The 20049-nt window shown below is 72.5% G+C and carries 21 protein-coding genes; 9 read left to right on the plus strand and 12 right to left on the minus strand.

Going from position 1 to position 20049, the window contains the following annotated elements; genetic code table 11:
- Positions 1 to 67: 67 nt before the first annotated feature.
- On the minus strand, positions 68 to 238 hold the full coding sequence (locus tag ACH4UK_RS11055; RefSeq protein ID WP_398355760.1) for a hypothetical protein: 171 nt from the start codon (positions 236 to 238) through the stop codon (positions 68 to 70).
- A gap of 441 nt (positions 239 to 679) precedes the next feature.
- On the opposite strand from ACH4UK_RS11055, the gene ACH4UK_RS11060 reads away from it, so the two are divergent.
- A complete protein-coding gene (locus ACH4UK_RS11060) occupies positions 680 to 1129 on the plus strand; it encodes an RDD family protein (RefSeq protein WP_398355761.1) in 450 nt (149 codons plus the stop codon).
- 17 nt (positions 1130 to 1146) lie between these two features.
- Here ACH4UK_RS11060 and ACH4UK_RS11065 read toward each other — a convergent pair whose 3' ends face one another.
- From ACH4UK_RS11065 to ACH4UK_RS11075, 3 genes are all read right to left on the minus strand, one after another.
- Entirely contained in the window at positions 1147 to 1506 is a 360-nt protein-coding gene (locus ACH4UK_RS11065) for a DUF1330 domain-containing protein (protein ID WP_398355762.1), read from the minus strand.
- Positions 1507 to 1711: 205 nt separating this feature from the next.
- Complete coding sequence (locus ACH4UK_RS11070; protein ID WP_398355763.1) at positions 1712 to 2980, minus strand: Ig-like domain-containing protein; 1269 nt, start codon at positions 2978 to 2980, stop codon at positions 1712 to 1714.
- Between the two features lie 236 nt (positions 2981 to 3216).
- On the minus strand, positions 3217 to 3666 hold the full coding sequence (locus tag ACH4UK_RS11075) for a hypothetical protein (RefSeq protein ID WP_398355764.1): 450 nt from the start codon (positions 3664 to 3666) through the stop codon (positions 3217 to 3219).
- A 108-nt stretch (positions 3667 to 3774) separates the two neighbouring features.
- On the opposite strand from ACH4UK_RS11075, the gene ACH4UK_RS11080 reads away from it, so the two are divergent.
- Positions 3775 to 4077 (plus strand): hypothetical protein, encoded by a 303-nt coding sequence (locus tag ACH4UK_RS11080; RefSeq protein ID WP_398355765.1) that lies wholly within the window; start codon positions 3775 to 3777, stop codon positions 4075 to 4077.
- A 70-nt stretch (positions 4078 to 4147) separates the two neighbouring features.
- Here ACH4UK_RS11080 and hutH read toward each other — a convergent pair whose 3' ends face one another.
- Positions 4148 to 5698, minus strand: a complete 1551-nt coding sequence (gene hutH, locus ACH4UK_RS11085; RefSeq protein WP_398355766.1) for a histidine ammonia-lyase — start codon at positions 5696 to 5698, stop codon at positions 4148 to 4150.
- Between the two features lie 122 nt (positions 5699 to 5820).
- Here hutH and ACH4UK_RS11090 point away from each other — a divergent pair, with 122 nt between their 5' ends.
- Complete coding sequence (locus ACH4UK_RS11090; protein ID WP_398355767.1) at positions 5821 to 6555, plus strand: translation initiation factor IF-2; 735 nt, start codon at positions 5821 to 5823, stop codon at positions 6553 to 6555.
- 34 nt (positions 6556 to 6589) lie between these two features.
- Here ACH4UK_RS11090 and ACH4UK_RS11095 read toward each other — a convergent pair whose 3' ends face one another.
- The 4 genes from ACH4UK_RS11095 to ACH4UK_RS11110 all read right to left on the minus strand — a co-directional run bounded on the left by ACH4UK_RS11095 (position 6590) and on the right by ACH4UK_RS11110 (position 11032).
- Positions 6590 to 7744: a diguanylate cyclase domain-containing protein gene (locus tag ACH4UK_RS11095; protein ID WP_398355768.1), complete on the minus strand. Its 1155-nt coding sequence runs from the start codon at positions 7742 to 7744 to the stop codon at positions 6590 to 6592.
- A 102-nt stretch (positions 7745 to 7846) separates the two neighbouring features.
- On the minus strand, positions 7847 to 8659 hold the full coding sequence (locus ACH4UK_RS11100) for an enoyl-CoA hydratase/isomerase family protein (protein WP_398355769.1): 813 nt from the start codon (positions 8657 to 8659) through the stop codon (positions 7847 to 7849).
- 125 nt (positions 8660 to 8784) lie between these two features.
- Positions 8785 to 9984, minus strand: coding sequence for an adenylate/guanylate cyclase domain-containing protein (locus tag ACH4UK_RS11105; protein ID WP_398355770.1), 1200 nt, complete (start codon positions 9982 to 9984; stop codon positions 8785 to 8787).
- 178 nt (positions 9985 to 10162) lie between these two features.
- Positions 10163 to 11032 carry a biotin--[acetyl-CoA-carboxylase] ligase gene (locus ACH4UK_RS11110; RefSeq protein ID WP_398355771.1) on the minus strand — a complete coding sequence of 290 codons (870 nt, stop codon included), beginning with the start codon at positions 11030 to 11032 and terminating at the stop codon, positions 10163 to 10165.
- 155 nt (positions 11033 to 11187) lie between these two features.
- Here ACH4UK_RS11110 and ACH4UK_RS11115 point away from each other — a divergent pair, with 155 nt between their 5' ends.
- From ACH4UK_RS11115 to ACH4UK_RS11130, 4 genes are all read left to right on the plus strand, one after another.
- Entirely contained in the window at positions 11188 to 12768 is a 1581-nt protein-coding gene (locus tag ACH4UK_RS11115) for an acyl-CoA carboxylase subunit beta (RefSeq protein WP_398355772.1), read from the plus strand.
- 41 nt (positions 12769 to 12809) lie between these two features.
- Positions 12810 to 13016, plus strand: coding sequence for an acyl-CoA carboxylase epsilon subunit (locus tag ACH4UK_RS11120; RefSeq protein ID WP_398355773.1), 207 nt, complete (start codon positions 12810 to 12812; stop codon positions 13014 to 13016).
- Between the two features lie 99 nt (positions 13017 to 13115).
- The gene (mmpB, locus tag ACH4UK_RS11125; protein WP_398355774.1) at positions 13116 to 13244 is read left to right on the plus strand and encodes a morphogenic membrane protein MmpB; all 129 of its coding nucleotides are present in this window, start codon (positions 13116 to 13118) and stop codon (positions 13242 to 13244) included.
- A gap of 34 nt (positions 13245 to 13278) precedes the next feature.
- Positions 13279 to 13896 (plus strand): nucleoside triphosphate pyrophosphatase, encoded by a 618-nt coding sequence (locus tag ACH4UK_RS11130; RefSeq protein ID WP_398355775.1) that lies wholly within the window; start codon positions 13279 to 13281, stop codon positions 13894 to 13896.
- A gap of 20 nt (positions 13897 to 13916) precedes the next feature.
- Here ACH4UK_RS11130 and ACH4UK_RS11135 read toward each other — a convergent pair whose 3' ends face one another.
- Positions 13917 to 14354, minus strand: a complete 438-nt coding sequence (locus tag ACH4UK_RS11135; RefSeq protein ID WP_398355776.1) for a hypothetical protein — start codon at positions 14352 to 14354, stop codon at positions 13917 to 13919.
- Between the two features lie 354 nt (positions 14355 to 14708).
- Here ACH4UK_RS11135 and ACH4UK_RS11140 point away from each other — a divergent pair, with 354 nt between their 5' ends.
- Positions 14709 to 16463 carry an acetyl/propionyl/methylcrotonyl-CoA carboxylase subunit alpha gene (locus ACH4UK_RS11140; protein ID WP_398355777.1) on the plus strand — a complete coding sequence of 585 codons (1755 nt, stop codon included), beginning with the start codon at positions 14709 to 14711 and terminating at the stop codon, positions 16461 to 16463.
- A gap of 155 nt (positions 16464 to 16618) precedes the next feature.
- Positions 16619 to 17215, plus strand: a complete 597-nt coding sequence (locus ACH4UK_RS11145) for a TetR/AcrR family transcriptional regulator (protein WP_398355778.1) — start codon at positions 16619 to 16621, stop codon at positions 17213 to 17215.
- Positions 17216 to 17312: 97 nt separating this feature from the next.
- On the opposite strand, the gene ACH4UK_RS11150 is transcribed toward ACH4UK_RS11145, so the two are convergent.
- Entirely contained in the window at positions 17313 to 18272 is a 960-nt protein-coding gene (locus ACH4UK_RS11150) for a DeoR/GlpR family DNA-binding transcription regulator (RefSeq protein WP_398355779.1), read from the minus strand.
- A 134-nt stretch (positions 18273 to 18406) separates the two neighbouring features.
- On the minus strand, positions 18407 to 19846 hold the full coding sequence (locus ACH4UK_RS11155) for an NAD(P)H-quinone dehydrogenase (RefSeq protein WP_398355780.1): 1440 nt from the start codon (positions 19844 to 19846) through the stop codon (positions 18407 to 18409).
- Positions 19847 to 20049 lie beyond the last annotated feature (203 nt).

The following is a 20049-nucleotide window of genomic DNA, read 5'->3' on the forward strand; positions in this document are numbered from 1 at the left end:
CGGCCGACGCGATCAGCGCCCGGACCGCCCGCCACGGACTTCCGAGTGGCGAAAGTCACGTTCCGGATCAGCTCTCGCGCGGTTCGCGCAGCACCCAGAGCCCGGCTCCGGAGGCGAGCGCGACGACGCCCGCGGCGACGCTCAGGGCGATCTGGAGGCCGCTCTCCTCGACGGCGAGGCTGAGGAAGACGTTGGCGGCGAGTGCGGCGGACAGGACGAGCAGGAGCAGGGACTTCATGGCGGCGATACCTCCGTGGTCGGTGATGCCTCCAGCCTGTCGGCCGGGGCGCGCCACGGGGAGGGAGCGGGCCCCCGTATCGGTGGTGCAGCGGGCTACACCACCGCCTCGGCGGCCGGCACCCGTAAGGGACGCGTGAAAACAACGCCGGGGTAAGGGAGTTACCCGTCAGGAACAGGGACACCCCGCCTGACGATCAGTCATGATGCCCCCATGACGAAGCCGCGGGGGCATCGGAGAGGGCAGCCTCCTGAAGAGTTACGGGCGCTGCACGGAGCACGCGGGGCCGGGAGCCGCACCGTTCGGTCCCGTGCGGACCCGCCCCCGCCGCCGTACGGGCAGCCGCCCGCGCGGGCGGCGTATCCGGCGTACGCCCACCCCTCGCCGTATCCCGCCCCGGGACCCCGGGGGCAGCCGCGCATCCCCAAGGGCACGGGGGACATGCGGCGCTATCTGGCGGTCGGGCTCGACTGCTATCTGTGTCTGCTGCCCGTCGGGCTGCTGGTGCGGTCCTGTCTGGACTCCGGCGGGGCAGGGCGCGCGGCCGCCCTGCTGGTCGTCCCGCTGGTCGCGCTGTCGTTCGTCAACCAGGTGCTGCTGACGATGGCCGTCCGGGCGAGCGCCGGAAAGCTGATCATGGGCGTCCGGGTGATCCGGCTGTCCGACGCGGGCCGGCCGGGCTTCCGGCTGCTGGTGCTGCGCTGGCTGTACGGGCTTGTCTGGCTGCCCCTCCAGCCCTGGCGCCGGCTCCGGGACTCGGCGGCGCCCAGCGTCCCCGAGCGTCCCGCGGGCTGCCCCGCCGAGCCGCGCGAGGACGTCGCGGGGGTGCGCCAGGTGCGGCGCAGCGACCTGCGGAACTACCGGGCCGCGGTGGAGGCGCGCACGGGCTGAGGGGCCTCGCCCCACGCCTAGCCCGCCACCCGGTCCCGCGCCGCCCGCATCGCCGCCGCGGTGGCCGACGCGTCGTACCGCGGACCGACTCCGGGAAGGATCACCACGTCACCGTCGAGGTGCCGGGTGCGCAGCGGCAGGATCTCCTGGTAGGCGGGGGACGCGTACCAGGCGCGGGCCTCCTCGACCCCGGGAAAGCCGATGATGACCAGCGCGCCCGGCCAGCCCCCCTCCAGCACCTCCGCCTCCGCGCCGTGCACGAGGAAGCGGCCTCCGTAGGGCTCCATGGTGGCCTGGATCCGCTCGATGTAGCTCAGCACCTCGTCCTCGACGGGGCCGTCGGCGGGGCGCAGGTGGGCGATGGCGTACGCGGTCATGATCCGGTCCTCCGTGCTGTCGGGTGGCTCTTCGGGACACCCACGATGCTGCCGGGCGGGACGGAGGGCGTCGATTACTCCGGAGGTCATGCGTCCCCCGACGGGAGGTCGCGCCGCCCCCGACGCCGAAGGCGGCGGCCCCCGAGTGCTCGGGGGCCGCCGCCTTCGGGCGGGGACGGGGTGGTGCGGGGAACGGGCCGGTGGATCAGGCCTGGGAGCCGGCCGTCCACTCGGCCCAGCTCATGTTCCAGCCGTTGAGGCCGTTCTCCGGGGTGATGGTCTTGTCCGGGGAGTTCTTCACGATGACCACGTCGCCGACGATGGAGTTGTCGTAGAACCAGGCGGCGGGCTGGTTGGGGTCGTTCGCGCCCTTGGCGTCGGCGAGGCCCACGCAGCCGTGGCTGGTGTTGGCGTTGCCGAAGATGCCCTTGCCCCAGTAGTTGCCGTGGATGAAGGTGCCCGACGTGGACAGGCGCATGGCGTGCGGCACGTCCTTGATGTCGTACTCGCCCTTGCCGTCGTCATCGGTGAAGCCGACGGTGGCGCCGTTCATACGGGTCTCCTTGTGCTTCTCGGAGATCACCATCTGACCGTTGTACGTGGGGTTGTCGGGGGAGCCCGCGGAGATCGGGATCGTCTTGATCGTCTTGCCGTCGCGGGTGACCGTCATCGTCTTGGTCTGCGCGTCGACGGTGGAGACCTGGTTGCGGCCGACCTTGAAGGTCACCGTCTTCTGCTGGACGCCGAAGACGCCGTCCGCGCCCTCGACGCCGTCGAGCGCCAGCTTCAGGGTGACGGTGGAGCCGCCCTGCCAGTAGTCCTCCGGGCGCAGGTCCAGACGCTGGGCGTTGAACCAGTGGCCGACGACTTCCTGGCCGCTGCTGGTGGTCACGGTGATGCCGTCCTGGACGGCCTTCTTGTCCGTGATCGCCTTGTTGAAGTTGATCGAGACGGGCATCCCGACGCCGACCGTGGAGCCGTCCTCGGGGGTGAAGTTCCCGATGAAGCTGTTGTCGGGCGAGACGGTGGTGAAGGAGCTGTTCTCGTGGGCCTCGCGGCCCTTCGAGTCGGCCGCCGTGGCATCGATCTTGTACGTGGTGGACCGCTCCAGCTGCCCCGCGGGCTTCCAGCTGGACCCGTCGGCCGCCAGGGTGCCCTCGACGGCCTCGCCGTCCGCCGTGGTCATGACGACCTCGGTCAGCTTGCCCTTGGTGACGGTGACCTTGGCCGCGTTGTTGATGCTGGCGTTGGTCGCGCCGTTCTTCGGCAGAATCGCTATCTGCGCCTCGGAGGCGTCCGCGGCTGCCGCCTTGTCCACCTCCCGCTGCGACGACTCCGAACTCCCGGCGCTCGTCTTGCCGCCCTTGTCTCCGTCGTCGCTACAGGCCGAAAGCACCAGCACGCCGCCGAGCAGTGCGGACACGGCCACGAGGCCCCTGCGCCGCTTGCTGTCCGTCATCACACGCTTCTCCATCGTTGCCGATTTCCCCAAAATCCCCGGACGGGACCGCCAGGCGGGCATTCCCCGTCAATGTTCCAAGAACACCCGGAAAGGGTGCTCCGTTCCGCATCCACGACAGATGTGGGGAACACCACTCATCGACGCGGCCGCGGCGGCGGCGGTTCCCGTGGCCGGGCCCCGGTTTCCGCCGCCTCACGGTGCGGCCCCGGTCCGCAGGTCAGCGGGGCCGGGGCCGGTGTTCTCACACGTCACACCCGCTGCGCGGGGTCACCGTCCTCGCCGTCGTTCTTCCCATTGTGCGCGACCGCGTCGTCATACCCCTCCTCATCGCCCTCGTCCCGTGGCAGGAAGAGGTCCTCGTCGCCGTCGTCCGCGTCGTCCCAGCCCTCCGCTTCGGGGTCGTAGTCGATGCTCTCGCTGCTCCAGGAGGCCTGGGCGAGCTCGACCCCGGGCACCTCGCTGACCAGGTCGAAGGGGTCGACCAGCGAGGCGAGGGCCTCTGCACCGTCTGCCCGGACCGTGGCCTCGGCATGCATCCGCTCCTCGGCGGTGTCACTTCCGGCGACCGTCGAGACGGGCTCCCCGTACTCGGCGGCGATGGATTCGAGGGCGGTGCCGGTAAGGGCGTCGAGGTCGGTGACCTCCAGCACCATCTCCACGCGAAGTCGAACAAACCTGGATGTCTCTTCTGTGCTCATAGGCCGGAGCGTAAGGCTCGGCGAGGCCGCGACTTTCCTCCGACCCGCTGCTTTGCTTAGCATCGGCCCACGGGGCTAACTCATGGTTGTCGCAAGGGGATCGAATCTGTGTCCGTCGCTCGTCGCACACTGCTGACCACCACCGCCGCAGGCACCCTGCTGGCCGCTCTCTGGTTCGTCCCGTCGGCCAACGCGACCGGTGAGAACGGCTCGCAGGGCGCCCCCGCCGCCCCGTCCGGCCGGACCGCCGAGCCGGCCGACGACGCCTCCGGCCCACGCCTCGCCGACACCGGCACGGGCGTGGACACCACCCCGTATCTCATCGGCGGCACCGCCCTGTTGGGCCTCGGCGCGGGCTTCGTCACCTACGCGGTGCGCCACTCCGGGGCCGGGACCCGCGCGGCGCTCTGACCCTCGCCGGCCTACGGGTGAGGGCTGCCGCACCCACCGGCGCGGCAGCCCTCACTCGTACGGGACCGGCTCAGGCCAGCGGCCCGGTGACCGGCTCCACGGCCGCGACCAGACGCCCTTCCCGGACGAACGTGTCGGCGGCGGCCAGGTCCGGCGCGAGGAAGCGATCCGGGCCGGGCCCCTCGGCGCCGGCGGCCCGCAGCGCGTCCACCGCGGCCTGCGAGGCGGGGGCGGGGGTGAGGCCCGCGGCGGCCCGGATCTCGACGGCGCGGGTCGCGGCGTACAGCTCGACGGCGACGATCCGGGTCAGGTTGTCCACGGCGGTGCGCAGCTTGCGCGCGGCGGACCAGCCCATGGAGACGTGGTCCTCCTGCATCGCGGAGGACGGGATGGAGTCGGCGGAGGCGGGGACCGCGAGCCGCTTCATCTCGCTGACCAGGGCGGCCTGGGTGTACTGGGCGATCATCAGGCCCGAGTCGACCCCGGCGTCGTCCGCGAGGAACGGCGGCAGCCCGTGCGAGCGGTTCTTGTCGAGCAGCCGGTCGGTGCGGCGCTCGCAGATCGAGCCGAGGTCGGCGGCGACGATCGCGAGGAAGTCCAGGACGTACGCCACGGGCGCGCCGTGGAAGTTGCCGTTGGACTCGACCCTGCCGTCGGGGAGCACCACCGGGTTGTCGACCGAGGAGGCCAGTTCGCGGCCCGCGACCACCGCCGCGTAGTCCAGGGTGTCGCGGCCCGCGCCGTTCACCTGGGGGGCGCAGCGCACCGAGTAGGCGTCCTGGACCCGGGGCGCGTCGTCCTGGTGGTGGCCCGTCAGGCCGGAACCCGCCAGCACCCGCAGCATGTTGTCCGCGCTGGCGCCCTGGCCGGGGTGCGGGCGGATGGCGTGCAGCTCGGGGGCGAGGACCTTGTCCGTGCCGAGCAGCGCCTCCAGGGAGAGGGCGGCGGTGATGTCGGCCGAGGTGTAGAGGCTTTTCAGGTCGGCGAGGGCCATGACAAGCATGCCGAGCATGCCGTCGGTGCCGTTGAGGAGGGCGAGGCCCTCCTTCTCACGGAGTTCGACCGGGGTGATGCCGTGCGCGGCCAGCAGCTCGCCCGCCGGGCGGACCGTGCCGTCGGGGCCCTCCGCGTCGCCCTCGCCCATCAGGGTGAGCGCGCAGTGCGAGAGCGGGGCGAGGTCGCCGGAGCAGCCGAGCGAGCCGTACTCGTGGACGACGGGCGTGATGCCCGCGTTCAGCAGGTCGGCCATGGTCTGCGCGACCTCGGGGCGTACGCCGGTGTGGCCGGAGGCGACCGTCTTCAGCCGGAGGAACATCAGGGCGCGGACGACCTCGCGCTCGACCCGGGGGCCCATGCCCGCCGCGTGCGAGCGGACGATGTTGCGCTGGAGCTGCGCCCGCAGCTCGGGGCTGATGTGGCGGCTGGCGAGGGCGCCGAAGCCGGTGGAGACGCCGTAGACCGGCTCGGGCTTGGCGGCGAGGGCGTCCACGATGAGACGGGCGGCGGCCAGGGCTTCCACGGCGGCGGCGGAGAGCTCGACCCGGGCGCCGTGGCGGGCCACGGCGACGACATCCTCGGCGGTGGTCCCGGACGTCCCCACCACGACAGTGTGCATATCCATATTCAGCAGCGTACGGACTGAAACCCTTCATGTCACTAGCGGTGCCGCTCAGGGCCCCTTACGGAACCGGCTGAGTACCCGGGCGGATGGACCCTCGCGCGCGATCCCGCAAGAGTGTTCCCATGCGCCGATCCTTGCTCCTCGCACCGCTGTTGCTGCTCGCCGCCGGCTGCGGCGTGCTCCGGTCCTCCGAGGGCGAGGCGACGGACGCCGCCCGCGATGTGGCCAGGACGGCGGGCGAGCGGCTGCACGGCCAGCATCCGCGCACGGCGGAGGAGGTCGGGCGCTCCGCCGCCGCCGTCGACGGGGTGGAGGTCCTGCGGGTGACGGGCACCTCGACCCATGACGGGGACGGCGTCCACGTGGTCGTCCGCACGTCCGGGTCGGCGTACAACCAGACCTTCGACCCCGACCCCGTCACCGTGCGGCGCTGCTTCTCGGTGCGGGTGTCGCCCACGTCGGAGTGGCGCGAGACGCCCCGCGACGTGGACTGCCCGGACGGCCCTCCGCTGACCTTCGCCCCGCCGCCCGAACCGCCCCGGCTGCCGTACGAGCAGCTGCGCGCCCGGCTTCCCCGGGTGCCGGAGGGCGGCCGGGTGGACGAGGCGGAGGTGCGGCGCACGCTCGCCGCACTGGACCTGGACCCGGCGATCCGCACCGAGGTGAAGGCGGGCGCCGACCGGGTCGGCGTCCTCCTGTCGCTGAAGGGCAACGGCCACGACCCGCAGGACTGCCTCCTCGGCCACGTCCGCCCCGGCACCACCGAGGCGTGGGTGCCGTCCCGGATCCAGCGGATGCCCGGGGAGGGAGGCTGCACCATCGCCAACGCCCTGGACCCGATGCCGCCGCCGCACTGAAACCCCTGCGGGCGACCGCGGGCGGGCCCGTCGTTCAGCCGCGGTTGCCGCGCAGCCTGCGCCGGTCGTGGGCGGACTTCGGCGGGGAGTCCGCGAGCCGGACGACCTCGCCGTCCCGCCCGGCCACCACGGGCCCCGGCGAGCCCGCGGCCTTGGCCCGGTACTGCGCGGCGTCCGCCAGCCGGAACAGCCGGCGGGCCGACCGCACCGGGCCGATCGGATCGCCGGTGGAGGCCACCCCGCAGGCGACGCCGTTGCCCAGGTCGATCACCGCCGCCCGGTCGCAGAGCTCGGTGGCGACGCCGACCACCGCGTCGGCCGGGGGCCCGGCGGCGAGCAGGCAGAACTCGTCGCCGCCCAGCCGGGCCGCCAGCGCCTGGGGCAGCATCGCCCCGCACAGCGACAACACCGAGCCGAAACGTTCCAGCAGACGGTCGCCGACGGCATGGCCGTGGGTGTCGTTCACCGTCTTGAGGCCGTTGAGGTCGCAGACGACGAGGCTGACGACGGTGTCGTCGGCGCGGTGCAGCTCGATGGCCTCGTCGAGCCGGATGTCGACCGCGCGGCGGTTGGCGAGGCCGGTCAGCGGGTCGGTGAAGGCCAGCTTGCGGACCTCCTCCAGCCGCTCGGTCTGCGCGATCCCGGAGGCCACGACAGCGGCGAGCACGGTCGCGAAGTCGGCGTCGGCCCGGTCGAAGACGGGCTGTCCGGCCGGCCGCGCCACGTACAGCTCGCCCCAGGCCCGGCCGTGCAGCACGATCGGCGCGACCACGCAGCAGCCCCGGCCGCGCCGCCGCAGCGCCGCGACCCGCTGGTGGCAGTAGGGGCGGGCGCCGCGCGCCGGAGCGCCCGCGCCGGGCAGTCCGTCGGCGGTCTCCACCCAGGCGTCGGGCTCACCGCCGCCGGCCCAGCGCTCGTGCAGGAACTCGGTGATCTCCGGGAACTCATGGACCGGATAGGCCTCCTCCTCGGGGAACTCCTCCTCCCCCTCGGCCCGTTGCCCCGCGTTCACCAGCACCCGCAGCCTGCCCCGGTCCCGCTCCCACACGGAGAGCGCGGCGAAGCTGCCGCTCAGCGCCTCGCAGGCGCCCAGCGCCGCCGCCCGCCACGATTCACGCGGCGTGTAGGCCGCGGCCATGGTCTGCGCCAGCGAAACCACGGCCCGTAGCCGCGCATCGTCACCACCCATTCCTCCAGCCTATGTAGATTTGTCCCCTTTTGATCAGTTTGATGCGTAACTAATTTCAACTATTTCTGATGAAGCGCTCACCCTGGGTGACCGCGCCGGGGCTCACTCACCGGGCCAGTCGGGGCGGCGCTTCTCGTTGAACGCGGCCACACCCTCCGCCCGGTCCCCGGAGAAGGCCACCGACCGCCAGGCCGCGTCCTCCACCTCCAGGCCCGCCCGCAGGTCCAGCCCCTGCCCCAGCCGGAGCGCCTTCTTGGCCGCGCGCAGCCCGACCGGCGAGTTGGCGGCGATCCGGCCGCCCAGCGCGAGGGCCTCCTCGCGGTCCCGGCCCGCCTCGACCAGCTCGTCCACCAGGCCCAGCTCGCGCGCCTCGGCGGCCTCGACCCGGCGGGCGCTGAAGACCAGCTCGGCAGCGCGCGCCGCCCCCACCCGGCGCGGCAGCAGCTGCGTACCGCCACCGCCCGGGATGACGCCCACGGACACCTCGGGCAGTCCGACCACGGCGGTGGCGTCGGCGACGATCACATCGCAGGCGAGGGCGAGTTCGAAGCCGCCGCCGAGGGCGAAGCCGTGCACGGCGGCGATCACCGGCATCGACAGCTCCAGGACCCCGGTGTAGGCGGCGCGGGCGGTGGGCCGCTGGCGTACGAGATCGGCGTCGGTGAAGGAGTTGCGCTCCTTGAGGTCCGCGCCCACGCAGAAGGCCCGGTCGTGGCTGGAGGTGAGGACGGTCGCCCGGACGTCCCGGTCCGCGCCGAGCGCCTCGCAGGCGGCGGCGATGGAGCGGGCCATGTCGGTGGAGACGGCGTTCATGGCCTTCGGCCGGTCGAGGACCAGCTCGGCGACGTGGTCCTGCCCCTCGTGCCGCCGTACGACGACGAACTCCCCGAACCGCTGCTCGGACGTGACGGTCATGGCTGCACCCCTGTCGGTTGACGACGTCCGCTCGACGACGCCTGTTAACGAGCGTTATCGACAGGGATCCTAGACAGGGCGACCGCCGGACCGACAGAGCGGGCGGTGAGCGAACGCGTCACCGCTCAGGAGCCGGTTTTGCCGCGCCGGGCCAGCAGCCACGGCTCCACGACGCCGAGCCCGCGCACCGGGCGCTGCCACATCGGCTGGAGCCCGAAGCGGTACGTGGGCAGCGGCGGCTCGTCGTCCGGCTCGCGGCCCTCCTTCTCGGCCCGGCGGGCCCGTTCGGCGGCGGCCGCGACGGCCTCGGCGGCCTGCGCCTCGGACTCCGGGGCCTCTCCGTGCCGGACCAGCTCCTCGGCGAACGCCCCGTCGACCAGTACGGCGTTCTTCGGAGCTATCGAGGTGAGCCGGCTGGCGAGGTTCACCGTGGTGCCGAAGACATCGCCCATCCGGGTGGTGACCGTGCCGAAGGCGATGCCGACCCGCAGGGCGGGCATCGTCTCGTCCTGGGACAGGGTCTCGATCAGCCGGAGCGCTATCTCGGCGGCCGTGCCCGAGTCGTCGGCGGCGAAGAGGACCTCGTCGCCGAGGGTCTTGATGAGCCGGCCGCCGTGCGCGGCGACCAGGTCGGCGGCGGTCGTCTCGAAGGACTCGACCAGTTCGCCGAGCTCCTCCTCCTCCAGGCGCCGGGTCAGCCGCGTGAAGCCGACCAGGTCCGCGAAGCCGACGGCGAGCCGCCGGTCGACCATCTCCTCGTCGTCCGCCGCCTGCACGACCCGGCCGGTGGCGGCGGCCAGCTGGCGGCGCCACACATAGACGAGGAACTCCTGGAGCTCCGGGAGCAGCAGTTCGACCAGCGGATACGTGACCTCGGTGCGGGTCATGCCGGGCTCCGGCGGCTCGGTCAGACCCTCCAGGAACGAGTCGATCTGCCATTCGGCGAGCCGGGCGGTGGTCTGTCCGGTCGACCGGGCGACCTGGATCGCCATCGGCTCGCTGAGCAGCCCCGCCTCGACGAGACCGGCGAGCCGCCGCAGGGCGAGCACGTCGGCCTCGGTGAGCGCCTTGGCCTGGCCGATGTCGGCGAAGCCCATGGCCCGCCAGAACCGGGAGGCCAGATCCATGGAGACGCCGGCGGTGCGGGCCGCCTGGAAGGGCGTGTATCGCCGGTCGGCCCCCAGGATCAGCGCTTCGAGGCGGATGGCGAGGGGGTCGTCGGTCGGCTCCACCGTGTGGTCGACCTCGTGGTGGGGTGTGGCGTGGACCGAGGAGTCCGACCCGGGTTCCTCACCCGTGCCGGACGTCGTGTCGCCGACGGTCACCAGCCGCCTCCTGCCCGTTCCCTGCGCACTGCCCTGCCGATCTGTCGCTGGATCGCCTCAACGATACGGCAGGTGTGCCCCAGCTCACGTCCTTGGCTGCCCGCCACCGGTGCGTCGCGCGTGACATCCGGGCGTCCGCGGTGGACGCCGGTACGCCCGTCGGGGTCGGGAACCCGCCTCAGGTCAGGCCGCCCGCCGCGCCCCGCAGGTGGACGATGTCGCCGGCCGACACCGGGTGCTGGAGCCCGCCCTCGGTGGAGAGGACGAGACGCCCGTCCCCGTCGATCGCGACCGCCTCGCCGACCAGCGACTTCCCGCCCGGCAGCTCGGCCCGCACCGTCCGGTCGAGCGTGGCGCAGCCCGCCGCGTAGGCGGCCTGGAGCCCGCTGGCGGCCGCGTCGCCGTCCGCCGCCCTCCACCGGTCGTACCAGTGCTCCAGCGAGCGCAGGACGGCGCGCAGCAGGGTCTCCCGGTCGCAGGAGACCGCTCCGGCGAGGGCCAGCGATCCGGCGGTGGGGGCGGGCAGCTCGTCGGCGCGCAGCGAGACGTTGATGCCCAGGCCGACGACGATGCCGCCCCCGGCGAACTCGCCGAGGATGCCGCCGGCCTTGCGTTCCTCCCCCGCCACCGTGACGAGCAGATCGTTGGGCCACTTCAGCGACATGTCGACACCCGCCGACTTCGCGAGCCCGGTCGCCGCGGCGACCCCGGCCAGCAGCGGCACCCACCCCCAGCGCTCCACCGGCACGTCGCCGGGCTCCAGGTACACCGAGAAGAACAGTCCGGAGCGGGGCGGCGCGGTCCAGGTGCGCTCCAGCCGTCCGCGCCCGGCCGTCTGCTCCTCGGCGACCAGCACGGCGCCCTCGCCCACCGCCCCGGAACGCGCCTGCTCGGCGAGGTCGGTGTTGGTCGATCCGGTGGTCTCCACGACCTCCAGCGACGTCCACCGCGCGTCCGGCCGCAGCAGTCCGCGGCGCAGCGCGGTCACGTTGAGGGGCGGCCGGTCCAGGTCCGACCAGCGGTTGTGTGGCGCATCCGGTGGTGTCATGCAACCCACCCTAGGTGTGGCAAAGGACGCACTGCCTTTCCGGAGTCGCGCCGATACGCTACGAGTCAGTAGCCAGAGCCGGACTGACGGCTGGCCGTCCCCCCGTGACCGGCGCCAGACGTCGTCCCCGTGACCAGGCAGGGAGCCTCCCCCCGATGTCCGAGCCGCTAAGCGACATCCACACCACCGCGGGCAAGCTCGCGGACCTGACGCGCCGCATCGACGAAGCGACGCACGCCGGTTCGGCCCGCGCGGTCGAGAAGCAGCACGCCAAGGGCAAGCTGACGGCCCGTGAGCGGGTCGAGCTGCTCCTGGACGAGGGCTCCTTCGTGGAGCTCGACGAGTTCGCCCGGCACCGCTCCACCAACTTCGGCATCGAGAAGAACCGCCCGTACGGAGACGGTGTCGTCACCGGTTACGGCACGGTCGACGGCCGCCCGGTCTGCGTGTACTCGCAGGACTTCACGATCTTCGGCGGTTCGCTCGGCGAGGTCTACGGCGAGAAGATCGTCAAGGTCATGGACTTCGCGCTGAAGACCGGCTGCCCGGTCATCGGCATCAACGACGGCGGCGGCGCGCGGATCCAGGAAGGCGTCGTCGCGCTCGGCCTGTTCGCCGAGATCTTCCGCCGCAACGTGCACGCCTCCGGGGTGATCCCGCAGATCTCGCTGATCGTCGGCCCGTGTGCGGGCGGTGCGGTCTACTCCCCCGCGATCACCGACTTCACGGTGATGGTCGACCAGACCTCGCACATGTTCATCACCGGTCCCGACGTCATCAAGACGGTCACCGGGGAGGACGTCGGCTTCGAGGAGCTGGGCGGCGCCCGTACGCACAACACCACCTCCGGGGTGGCGCACCACATGGCGGGCGACGAGAAGGACGCCATCGAGTACGTCAAGTCGCTGCTGTCCTACCTGCCTTCGAACAACCTCTCCGAGGCCCCGGCCTTCCCGGAGGAGGCGGACCTCGCCACCACCGACGAGGACCGCGAGCTGGACACGCTCATCCCGGACTCGGCGAACCAGCCGTACGACATGCACACCGCGATCGAGCACGTGCTGGACGACGGCGAGTTCCTGGAGACCCAGGCCCTGTTCGCGCCCAACATCATCACCGGCTTCGGCCGGGTCGAGGGCCACCCGGTCGGCATCGTCGCCAACCAGCCGATGCAGTTCGCCGGCTGTCTGGACATCAACGCCGGCGAGAAGGCGGCGCGCTTCGTCCGCACCTGCGACGCGTTCAACGTCCCCGTCATCACCTTCGTGGACGTGCCGGGCTTCCTGCCGGGCGTGGACCAGGAGCACGGCGGCATCATCCGGCGCGGCGCGAAGCTGATCTACGCCTACGCGGAGGCGACGGTCCCGCTGATCACCGTCATCACCCGCAAGGCCTTCGGCGGCGCGTACGACGTGATGGGCTCCAAGCACCTGGGCGCCGACCTCAACCTCGCCTGGCCGACCGCGCAGATCGCCGTCATGGGGGCGCAGGGCGCGGTGAACATCCTGCACCGCCGCACCATCGCCGCCGCCGAGGACCCGGACACCAAGCGCGCCGAGCTGATGACGGACTACGAGGACGCGCTGCTCAACCCGTACGTGGCGGCCGAGCGCGGTTACGTCGACGCGGTGATCATGCCGTCGGACACCCGGGCCCATATCGTCAAGGGCCTGCGTCAGCTGCGTACGAAGCGGGAAACCTTGCCCCCGAAGAAGCACGGCAACATCCCGCTCTAGGTCCTTCCGTTCGGACCGCCCACTCGCAGAAAGGCCTGCCCATGATCAAGGTCGTACGGGGCAACCCCACCCCGGAGGAACTGGCCGCCGCGCTCGCGGTGGTCCGGGCGCGCGCCGCGGCGGCGTCCGCCGTGTCGTCCGGCGCACCCCTGCCGCCCGAGCAGTGGTCCGACCCGGGGCGCATCGCCCGCGCGGGCAGCCGGCAGCCGGGCCCCCGCGCCTGGGCCCGGACGTACTGGCCGGCCTGAGCCGCCGGACCGCCGCGAGCCGCCCCCGTCCGCACGGCGGGGGCGGCTTTGAGTACCCGTACTCAGGCGCGGGGCCGGGCGGCGCAGCAGGATCGAGGCATGCTCTGGTCCGACCCCGAGAACAAGCCGCCCAAGGAACTGCGCGACGCCCAGGCCATGATGCGCAGAGCGGGTTTCCTGGTGGCCCTGGCGATGCTGGTGGCGATGTACGTCCTCGGCATCCGCTGAGGCCCGGCCAGAGGGCCCCGCGGGCCCTTCTACGATGGCCCGTATGACTGATCAGCAGCAGCGCCGTCTCGTGCTCGCCTCCGCCTCCCCCGCCCGTCTCGGTCTGCTGCGGCAGGCCGGATTCGCCCCCGAGGTGATCGTCAGCGGGGTCGACGAGGACGCGCTGAGCGCACCGACCCCCGCCGAGCTGGCGCTCGTCCTGGCACGGGCGAAGGCGGCGGCGGTCGCGGAGCGCCCCGAGGCGGCGGACGCCCTGGTCATCGGCTGCGACTCGGTGCTGGAGCTGGACGGCGAGGCGCTCGGCAAGCCGGCCGACGCCGAGGAGGCCACCGCCCGCTGGAAGGCGATGCGCGGCCGGTCCGGCATCCTGCGGACCGGCCACAGCGTGATCGACACCGCCTCCGGCCGGCACGCCTCGGCGACGGCGTCCACCGTCGTACGGTTCGGCGAGCCGAGCGACGCGGAGGTCGCCGCGTATGTGGCCTCGGGCGAACCGCTCCATGTCGCGGGGGCGTTCACCCTGGACGGCCGCTCGGCGCCGTTCGTCGACTCCATCGAGGGCGACCACGGCAATGTCATCGGGCTCTCGCTGCCGCTGCTGCGCCGGCTGCTGGGCGAGCTGGACGTCTCCGTCACCGAGCTGTGGGTCTGAGACCGGCTCCGGGGCGGCGCTCAGGCGGCCGCCGGGGCCGCCTCCTCGCCCACCCCGTCATCGGCCCGGGTCTCGGGCCCGTACGCCAGCAGGGTGAGCACCAGCAGGGCCAGCACGATCATCATGAACACGAAAGCGCTCCAGCCCACCAGGCCGACGGTGACCGCGCCGAGGACGCCGTGCACGACGGCGCAGCCGATCAGGGCGATCCGTCCGAAGCGTCCCGGGGCGCGGTCGCGGACCCCGGCGAGCAGCGCTGTCAGCCCGCACCCGACCAGCAGCAGCCCGGAGACGCCGCCCATCACCCAGGTCCCCGCGGACATGGCGTCCGGGTCCAGGCCGGCGAGCGACATGTTCTGGTTCTCGGCGACCGTGGCCAGGACGGCGTTGATGAGCACGATGCCCACCGCCTCCCCGAACAGCACGAGCGCGGTCACGATCGCCACCGGTCTGCGCATGACGGAGCCACCCCCTGTTACCTGCAGTACGTGCGTAGCGCGGACCCTACTCATGGGTATTCCTCCGGGCAAGGGGGTGGGCCGGTCCGGACGCCGGGCAAAGAATCCATCGGCCGTTCGTAGGAAGTCCACAAAGAAATGCCGTGCGGCGTTGACCCTAAGAACAGAGACCTGCACCACACCGGATGGTTACTGTGCGGCTGAGGATCGCGGCGTACCGTGGTGCCACAAGGGATTTCACTACTGGGGCAAGCCTCGGATCACACTCCGTGTGGGCAAGCTCACCATTGGGGACGGGTCGTACGGCCGTGTCGGTAGTCCCTAAACTCAGCTTGTTTCGAAGAGGGAGTCATCGTGCGCAAGGTGCTCATCGCCAACCGTGGCGAAATCGCTGTCCGCGTTGCTCGGGCGTGCCGGGACGCGGGGATCGCGAGTGTCGCGGTCTACGCCGAGCCGGACCGGGACGCGCTGCATGTCCGGGCCGCAGACGAGGCGTTCGCCCTGGGCGGTGACACCCCGGCCGCCAGCTATCTGGACATGGTCAAGGTGCTGCAGGCCGCCGCGGATTCCGGGGCGGACGCGATCCACCCCGGTTACGGATTCCTGTCGGAGAACGCGGAGTTCGCCCAGGCCGTACTGGACGCCGGGCTGACCTGGATCGGCCCGCCGCCGCAGGCCATCCGCGACCTCGGCGACAAGGTCGCCGCCCGGCACATCGCCCAGCGCGCGGGCGCCCCCCTCGTGGCGGGCACCCCGGACCCGGTCAACGGCTCCGACGAGGTCGTCACGTTCGCCGAGCAGAACGGGCTGCCGATCGCGATCAAGGCCGCCTTCGGCGGCGGCGGGCGCGGCCTGAAGGTGGCCCGCACGCTGGAGGAGATCCCGGAGCTGTACGACTCCGCGGTCCGCGAGGCGGTCGCGGCGTTCGGCCGGGGCGAGTGCTTCGTCGAGCGCTACCTCGACAAGCCGCGCCACGTGGAGACCCAGTGCCTGGCCGACCAGCACGGCAACGTGGTCGTCGTCTCCACCCGTGACTGCTCGCTCCAGCGCCGCCACCAGAAGCTGGTGGAGGAGGCCCCGGCCCCCTTCCTGACGCAGGCGCAGAACGACGAGCTGTACGCGGCGTCCAAGGCGATCCTGCGGGAAGCCGGCTATGTCGGCGCCGGGACGGTCGAGTTCCTCGTCGGCGTCGACGGCACGATCTCCTTCCTGGAGGTCAACACCCGCCTCCAGGTCGAGCACCCCGTCACCGAAGAGGTCACGGGCATCGACCTCGTACGCGAGATGTTCCGCATCGCCGACGGCGAGGAGCTCGGCTACGGCGACCCCGCGGTGCGCGGTCACTCCTTCGAGTTCCGCATCAACGGCGAGGACCCGGGCCGCGGCTTCCTGCCCGCCCCCGGCACCGTCACCACCTTCGCGCCGCCGACCGGCCCCGGCGTCCGCCTGGACGCGGGCGTCGAGTCCGGCAGCGTGATCGGCCCCGCCTGGGACTCGCTGCTCGCCAAGCTCATCGTGACCGGCGCGACGCGTGAGCAGGCGCTCCAGCGGGCCGCCCGCGCGCTGGCGGAGTTCCAGGTCGAGGGCATGGCCACCGCCCTCCCCTTCCACCGGGCCGTCGTCACCGACCCCGCCTTCACCGCGGACCCGTTCACCGTGCACACCCGGTGGATCGAGACCGAGTTCGTCAACGACATCAAGCCCTTCGCCGTGCCCGCCGACGCGGACGCGGAGGACGAGGCCGGACGGGAGACGGTCGTCGTCGAGGTCGGGGGCAAGCGCCTGGAGGTCTCGCTGCCGTCCTCGCTCGGCATGTCGCTGGCCAGGACCGGCCTCGCCGCCGGTGCGAAGCCCAAGCGCCGCGCCGCGAAGAAGGCCGGCTCCGCCGCCTCGGGCGACAGCCTGGCCTCGCCCATGCAGGGCACGATCGTCAAGGTCGCGGTCGAGGAGGGCCAGGAGGTCAAGGAGGGCGACCTCGTCGTCGTCCTGGAGGCCATGAAGATGGAGCAGCCGCTCAACGCGCACCGCTCCGGCACCGTCAAGGGCCTCACCGCCGAGGTCGGCGGTTCCGTCTCCTCCGGCGCCCTGATCTGCGAGATCAAGGACTGAGGACCCGGCACGCTCCGAAGGGGCCCGGCCCGCGTCATGATGACGGGGGCCGGGCCCCTTCGGCACAGTGGCATCCTGGAACCGACGAGGGGTCCGCGAGGTCCCGGAGGACAGAGGTGTCCGACGGGCCGAGGACCGACGAAGGGGCGGAAGCCATGGCAGGGGCGATCCCGATGGAGACGAGCCCGGCGCAGCCGCCGGCCCGGCCGATGCGCGCGGACGCGCGCCGGAACCACGACCGGCTGGTGGGCGAGGCGCGCAGGTCCTTCGCCGAGCACGGCACGGACGCCTCGCTGGAGGACATCGCCCGGCGGGCGGGCGTGGGCATCGGCACCCTCTACCGGCACTTCCCGAACCGGGACGCCCTGATGAACGCGGTCTTCCAGGACGCCCTGTGCTCACTCCTGGACCGCTCCCGGGAGCTGGCGGCGGCGGAGGCTCCGTGCCGGGCGCTGGTGGAGTGGCTGGGCGCGATCATCACTCATGCGGGTGAGTACCGCGGCCTGGCGCACGCCCTGATGTCCGCCTCGCGCGACCGGACCTCGGCCCTCGTGCAGTGCCATCTGCCGCTCCGGGAGGCGGGCGCGGCGCTGCTGCGCCGGGCCCAGGAGAGCGGGTCGGTGCGCACGGACGTCTCGATCGACGATCTGCTCCAGCTCACCAACGCGATCGCGCTGGCGGCCGAGCAGTCGCCCGACGACCCGGAGTTGGCGGAGCGGCTGCTGCGGCTGACCTTGCGGGGGTTGAAGTAGCGGCGGCTCCGCGCCCCGCCACTTCCCGGACCCGCACATCCAGCCCCTCCGGCGTTCGAGAAGCGGGGGTTCGGGGGCAGCGCCCCCGACGTGAGCCCTACCGCCGCCGCAGGTCCGCGACGCGCGCCCGCTCGCCCGGGACATCCGCCAGCGCGGAGGCGCTGCGGAGCTGCGGCCCGAGGCCGCCGTTCTGCGTGCGCCGCTGGCCGGGCAGCGGCATGTCCCGGCGGGGCTGACGCCCCGGAGGGGGGCCGTCCCCGCCGGACGCGTCCGCCCCGGGACCGGCCACCGTGATCTCGACGCCCTGGTCCGCCAGGGACTGGAGCTCGGCGGCGGCCCGCTCGTCGTGGAGCGGTGGCTCGTCCGTCACCAGACGGGTGATCAGCTCCGTGGGCACCGTCTGGAACATGGTGTCCGAGCCGAGCTTGGTGTGGTCCGCCAGGACGACCACCTCCGCGGCGGCCTGCACGAGAGCCCGGTCGACGCTGGCCGAGAGCATGTTGGAGGTGGACAGACCACGCTCCGCCGTGAGACCGCTCCCGGACAGGAAGGCCCGGGAGACCCGCAGCCCCTGGAGGGACTGCTCGGCCCCGCTGCCCACCAGCGCGTAGTTGCTCCCGCGCAGGGTGCCGCCGGTCATGACGACTTCGACCCGGTTGGCATGGGCCAACGCCTGGGCCACCAGAAGGGAGTTGGTGACGACGGTCAGGCCGGGGACCCGCGCGAGCCGGCGGGCCAGCTCCTGCGTGGTCGTGCCGGCGCCGACCACAATGGCCTCGCCCTCGCCGACGAGGCCTGCGGCCAGGTCGGCGATGGCAGTCTTCTCCGCGGTGGAGAGATGGGATTTCTGCGGAAAGCCGGACTCCCGCGTAAAACCGCCCGGCAAAACCGCACCGCCGTGCCGGCGGTCGAGGAGTCCTTCTGCCTCCAGTGCCCGCACGTCCCGCCGTACGGTCACTTCGGAGGTCTGGACGACGCGGGCGAGCTCACGGAGCGATACCGCCCCGTTGGCACGCACCATTTCGAGGATCAACTGACGACGTTCTGCAGCGAACACGAAACTGACAGTAACCTGACCGTCGGTGAGTTTTCAGCAGTTTGCGCCGAATAACAGAAGTTGTACTTCAAAGGGGCCTCCAAGTGGTATAGGAGGCCCCTTTGTTGTTCGGGGGTGACGGCCGGGCGGGAGGCTCAGCCCTCGCCCGTGAGCTTGCGGGTGTGCAGCTGCCGGGCCACTTCGGCGATCGATCCCGACAGGGACGGGTACACCGTGAAGGCGTTGGCGATCTGTTCCACCGTCAGGTTGTTGTCGACCGCGAGCGAGATGGGGTGGATCAGCTCGCTGGCGCGCGGTGCGACCACGCAGCCGCCGACCACGATCCCCGTACCGGGGCGGCAGAAGATCTTGACGAAGCCGTCGCGGATGCCCTGCATCTTGGCGCGCGGGTTGCGCAGCAGCGGCAGCTTCACGACCCGGGCCTCGATCTTGCCCGCGTCGACCTCGGCCTGGCTGTAGCCGACGGTGGCGATCTCCGGGTCGGTGAAGACGTTGGCGGAGACGGCCTTGAGGTTCAGCGGGGCGACCGCGTCGCCCAGGAAGTGGTACATCGCGATCCGCCCCTGCATCGCGGCGACCGAGGCCAGCGCGAAGATCCCGGTGACGTCTCCGGCCGCGTAGACGCCGGGGGCGCTGGTCCGCGAGACCCGGTCGGTGAGGATGTGCCCGGAGTCCTTGAGCCGGACGCCGGACTCCTCCAGGCCCATGCCCGCGGTGTTGGGGATCGCGCCGACCGCCATCAGGCAGTGCGAACCGGAGATGACCCGGCCGTCGGCGAGCGTCACCTCGACCCGGTCGCCGACCCGCTTGGCGGACTGGGCGCGGGAGCGGGCCATGACGTTCATCCCGCGGCGGCGGAAGACGTCCTCCAGGACGGCCGCGGCGTCCGGGTCCTCGCCGGGCAGCACCCGGTCGCGGGAAGAGACGAGGGTGACGCGCGAGCCGAGCGCCTGGTAGGCCCCGGCGAACTCGGCGCCGGTGACACCGGATCCGACGACGATGAGCTCCTCGGGCAGCTCGTCGAGGTCGTAGACCTGGGTCCAGTTCAGGATGCGCTCGCCGTCGGGCTGCGCGTCCGGGATCTCCCGGGGGTGACCGCCGGTCGCCACCAGCACGGCGTCGGCGGTGAGCCGCTCCTCGGTGCCGTCCGCTGCGGTGACGACGACCTGGCGGGAGCCGTCGGCGGCCTGGAGCCCGTCGAGCCGGCCCCGGCCGCGCATCACGCGGGCGCCGGCCCGGGTGACGGACGCGGTGATGTCGTGGGACTGGGCGAGCGCGAGGCGCTTGACCCGGCGGTTGACCTTGCCGAGGTCCACGCCGACGACCCGGGCGGCCTGCTCGTGGTGCGGGGTGTCGTCGGCGACGATGATGCCCAGTTCCTCGTACGAGGAGTCGAAGGTGGTCATCACCTCGGCCGTCGCGATCAGGGTCTTCGAGGGCACGCAGTCGGTGAGGACCGAGGCCCCGCCCAGACCGTCGCAGTCGACGACGGTCACCTCCGCGCCGAGCTGGGCGCCCACCAGGGCCGCCTCGTAGCCGCCGGGGCCGCCGCCGATGATCACGATCCGGGTCACGAAAAGTCCGCCTCGCGTTGTGTAACCCGCGGCCGTCTGCCGCCCCGGCCGGGGGTCCGGGGGATCGCCCCGGGGGATGCAGTACGTACTCCATTGTCCCGCACGCGCCAAGGTGCTTCGCCCCGGGGCCCTCCATACGGGAAAGAACGCCTCCGCCGCCCGGGAACGAGCCGCCGGAACCGGAGCCGCGACCGCCCCGCACC

It is taken from the genome of Streptomyces sp. NPDC020884 (genome assembly GCF_044333935.1).
Lineage (GTDB): Bacteria > Actinomycetota > Actinomycetes > Streptomycetales > Streptomycetaceae > Streptomyces.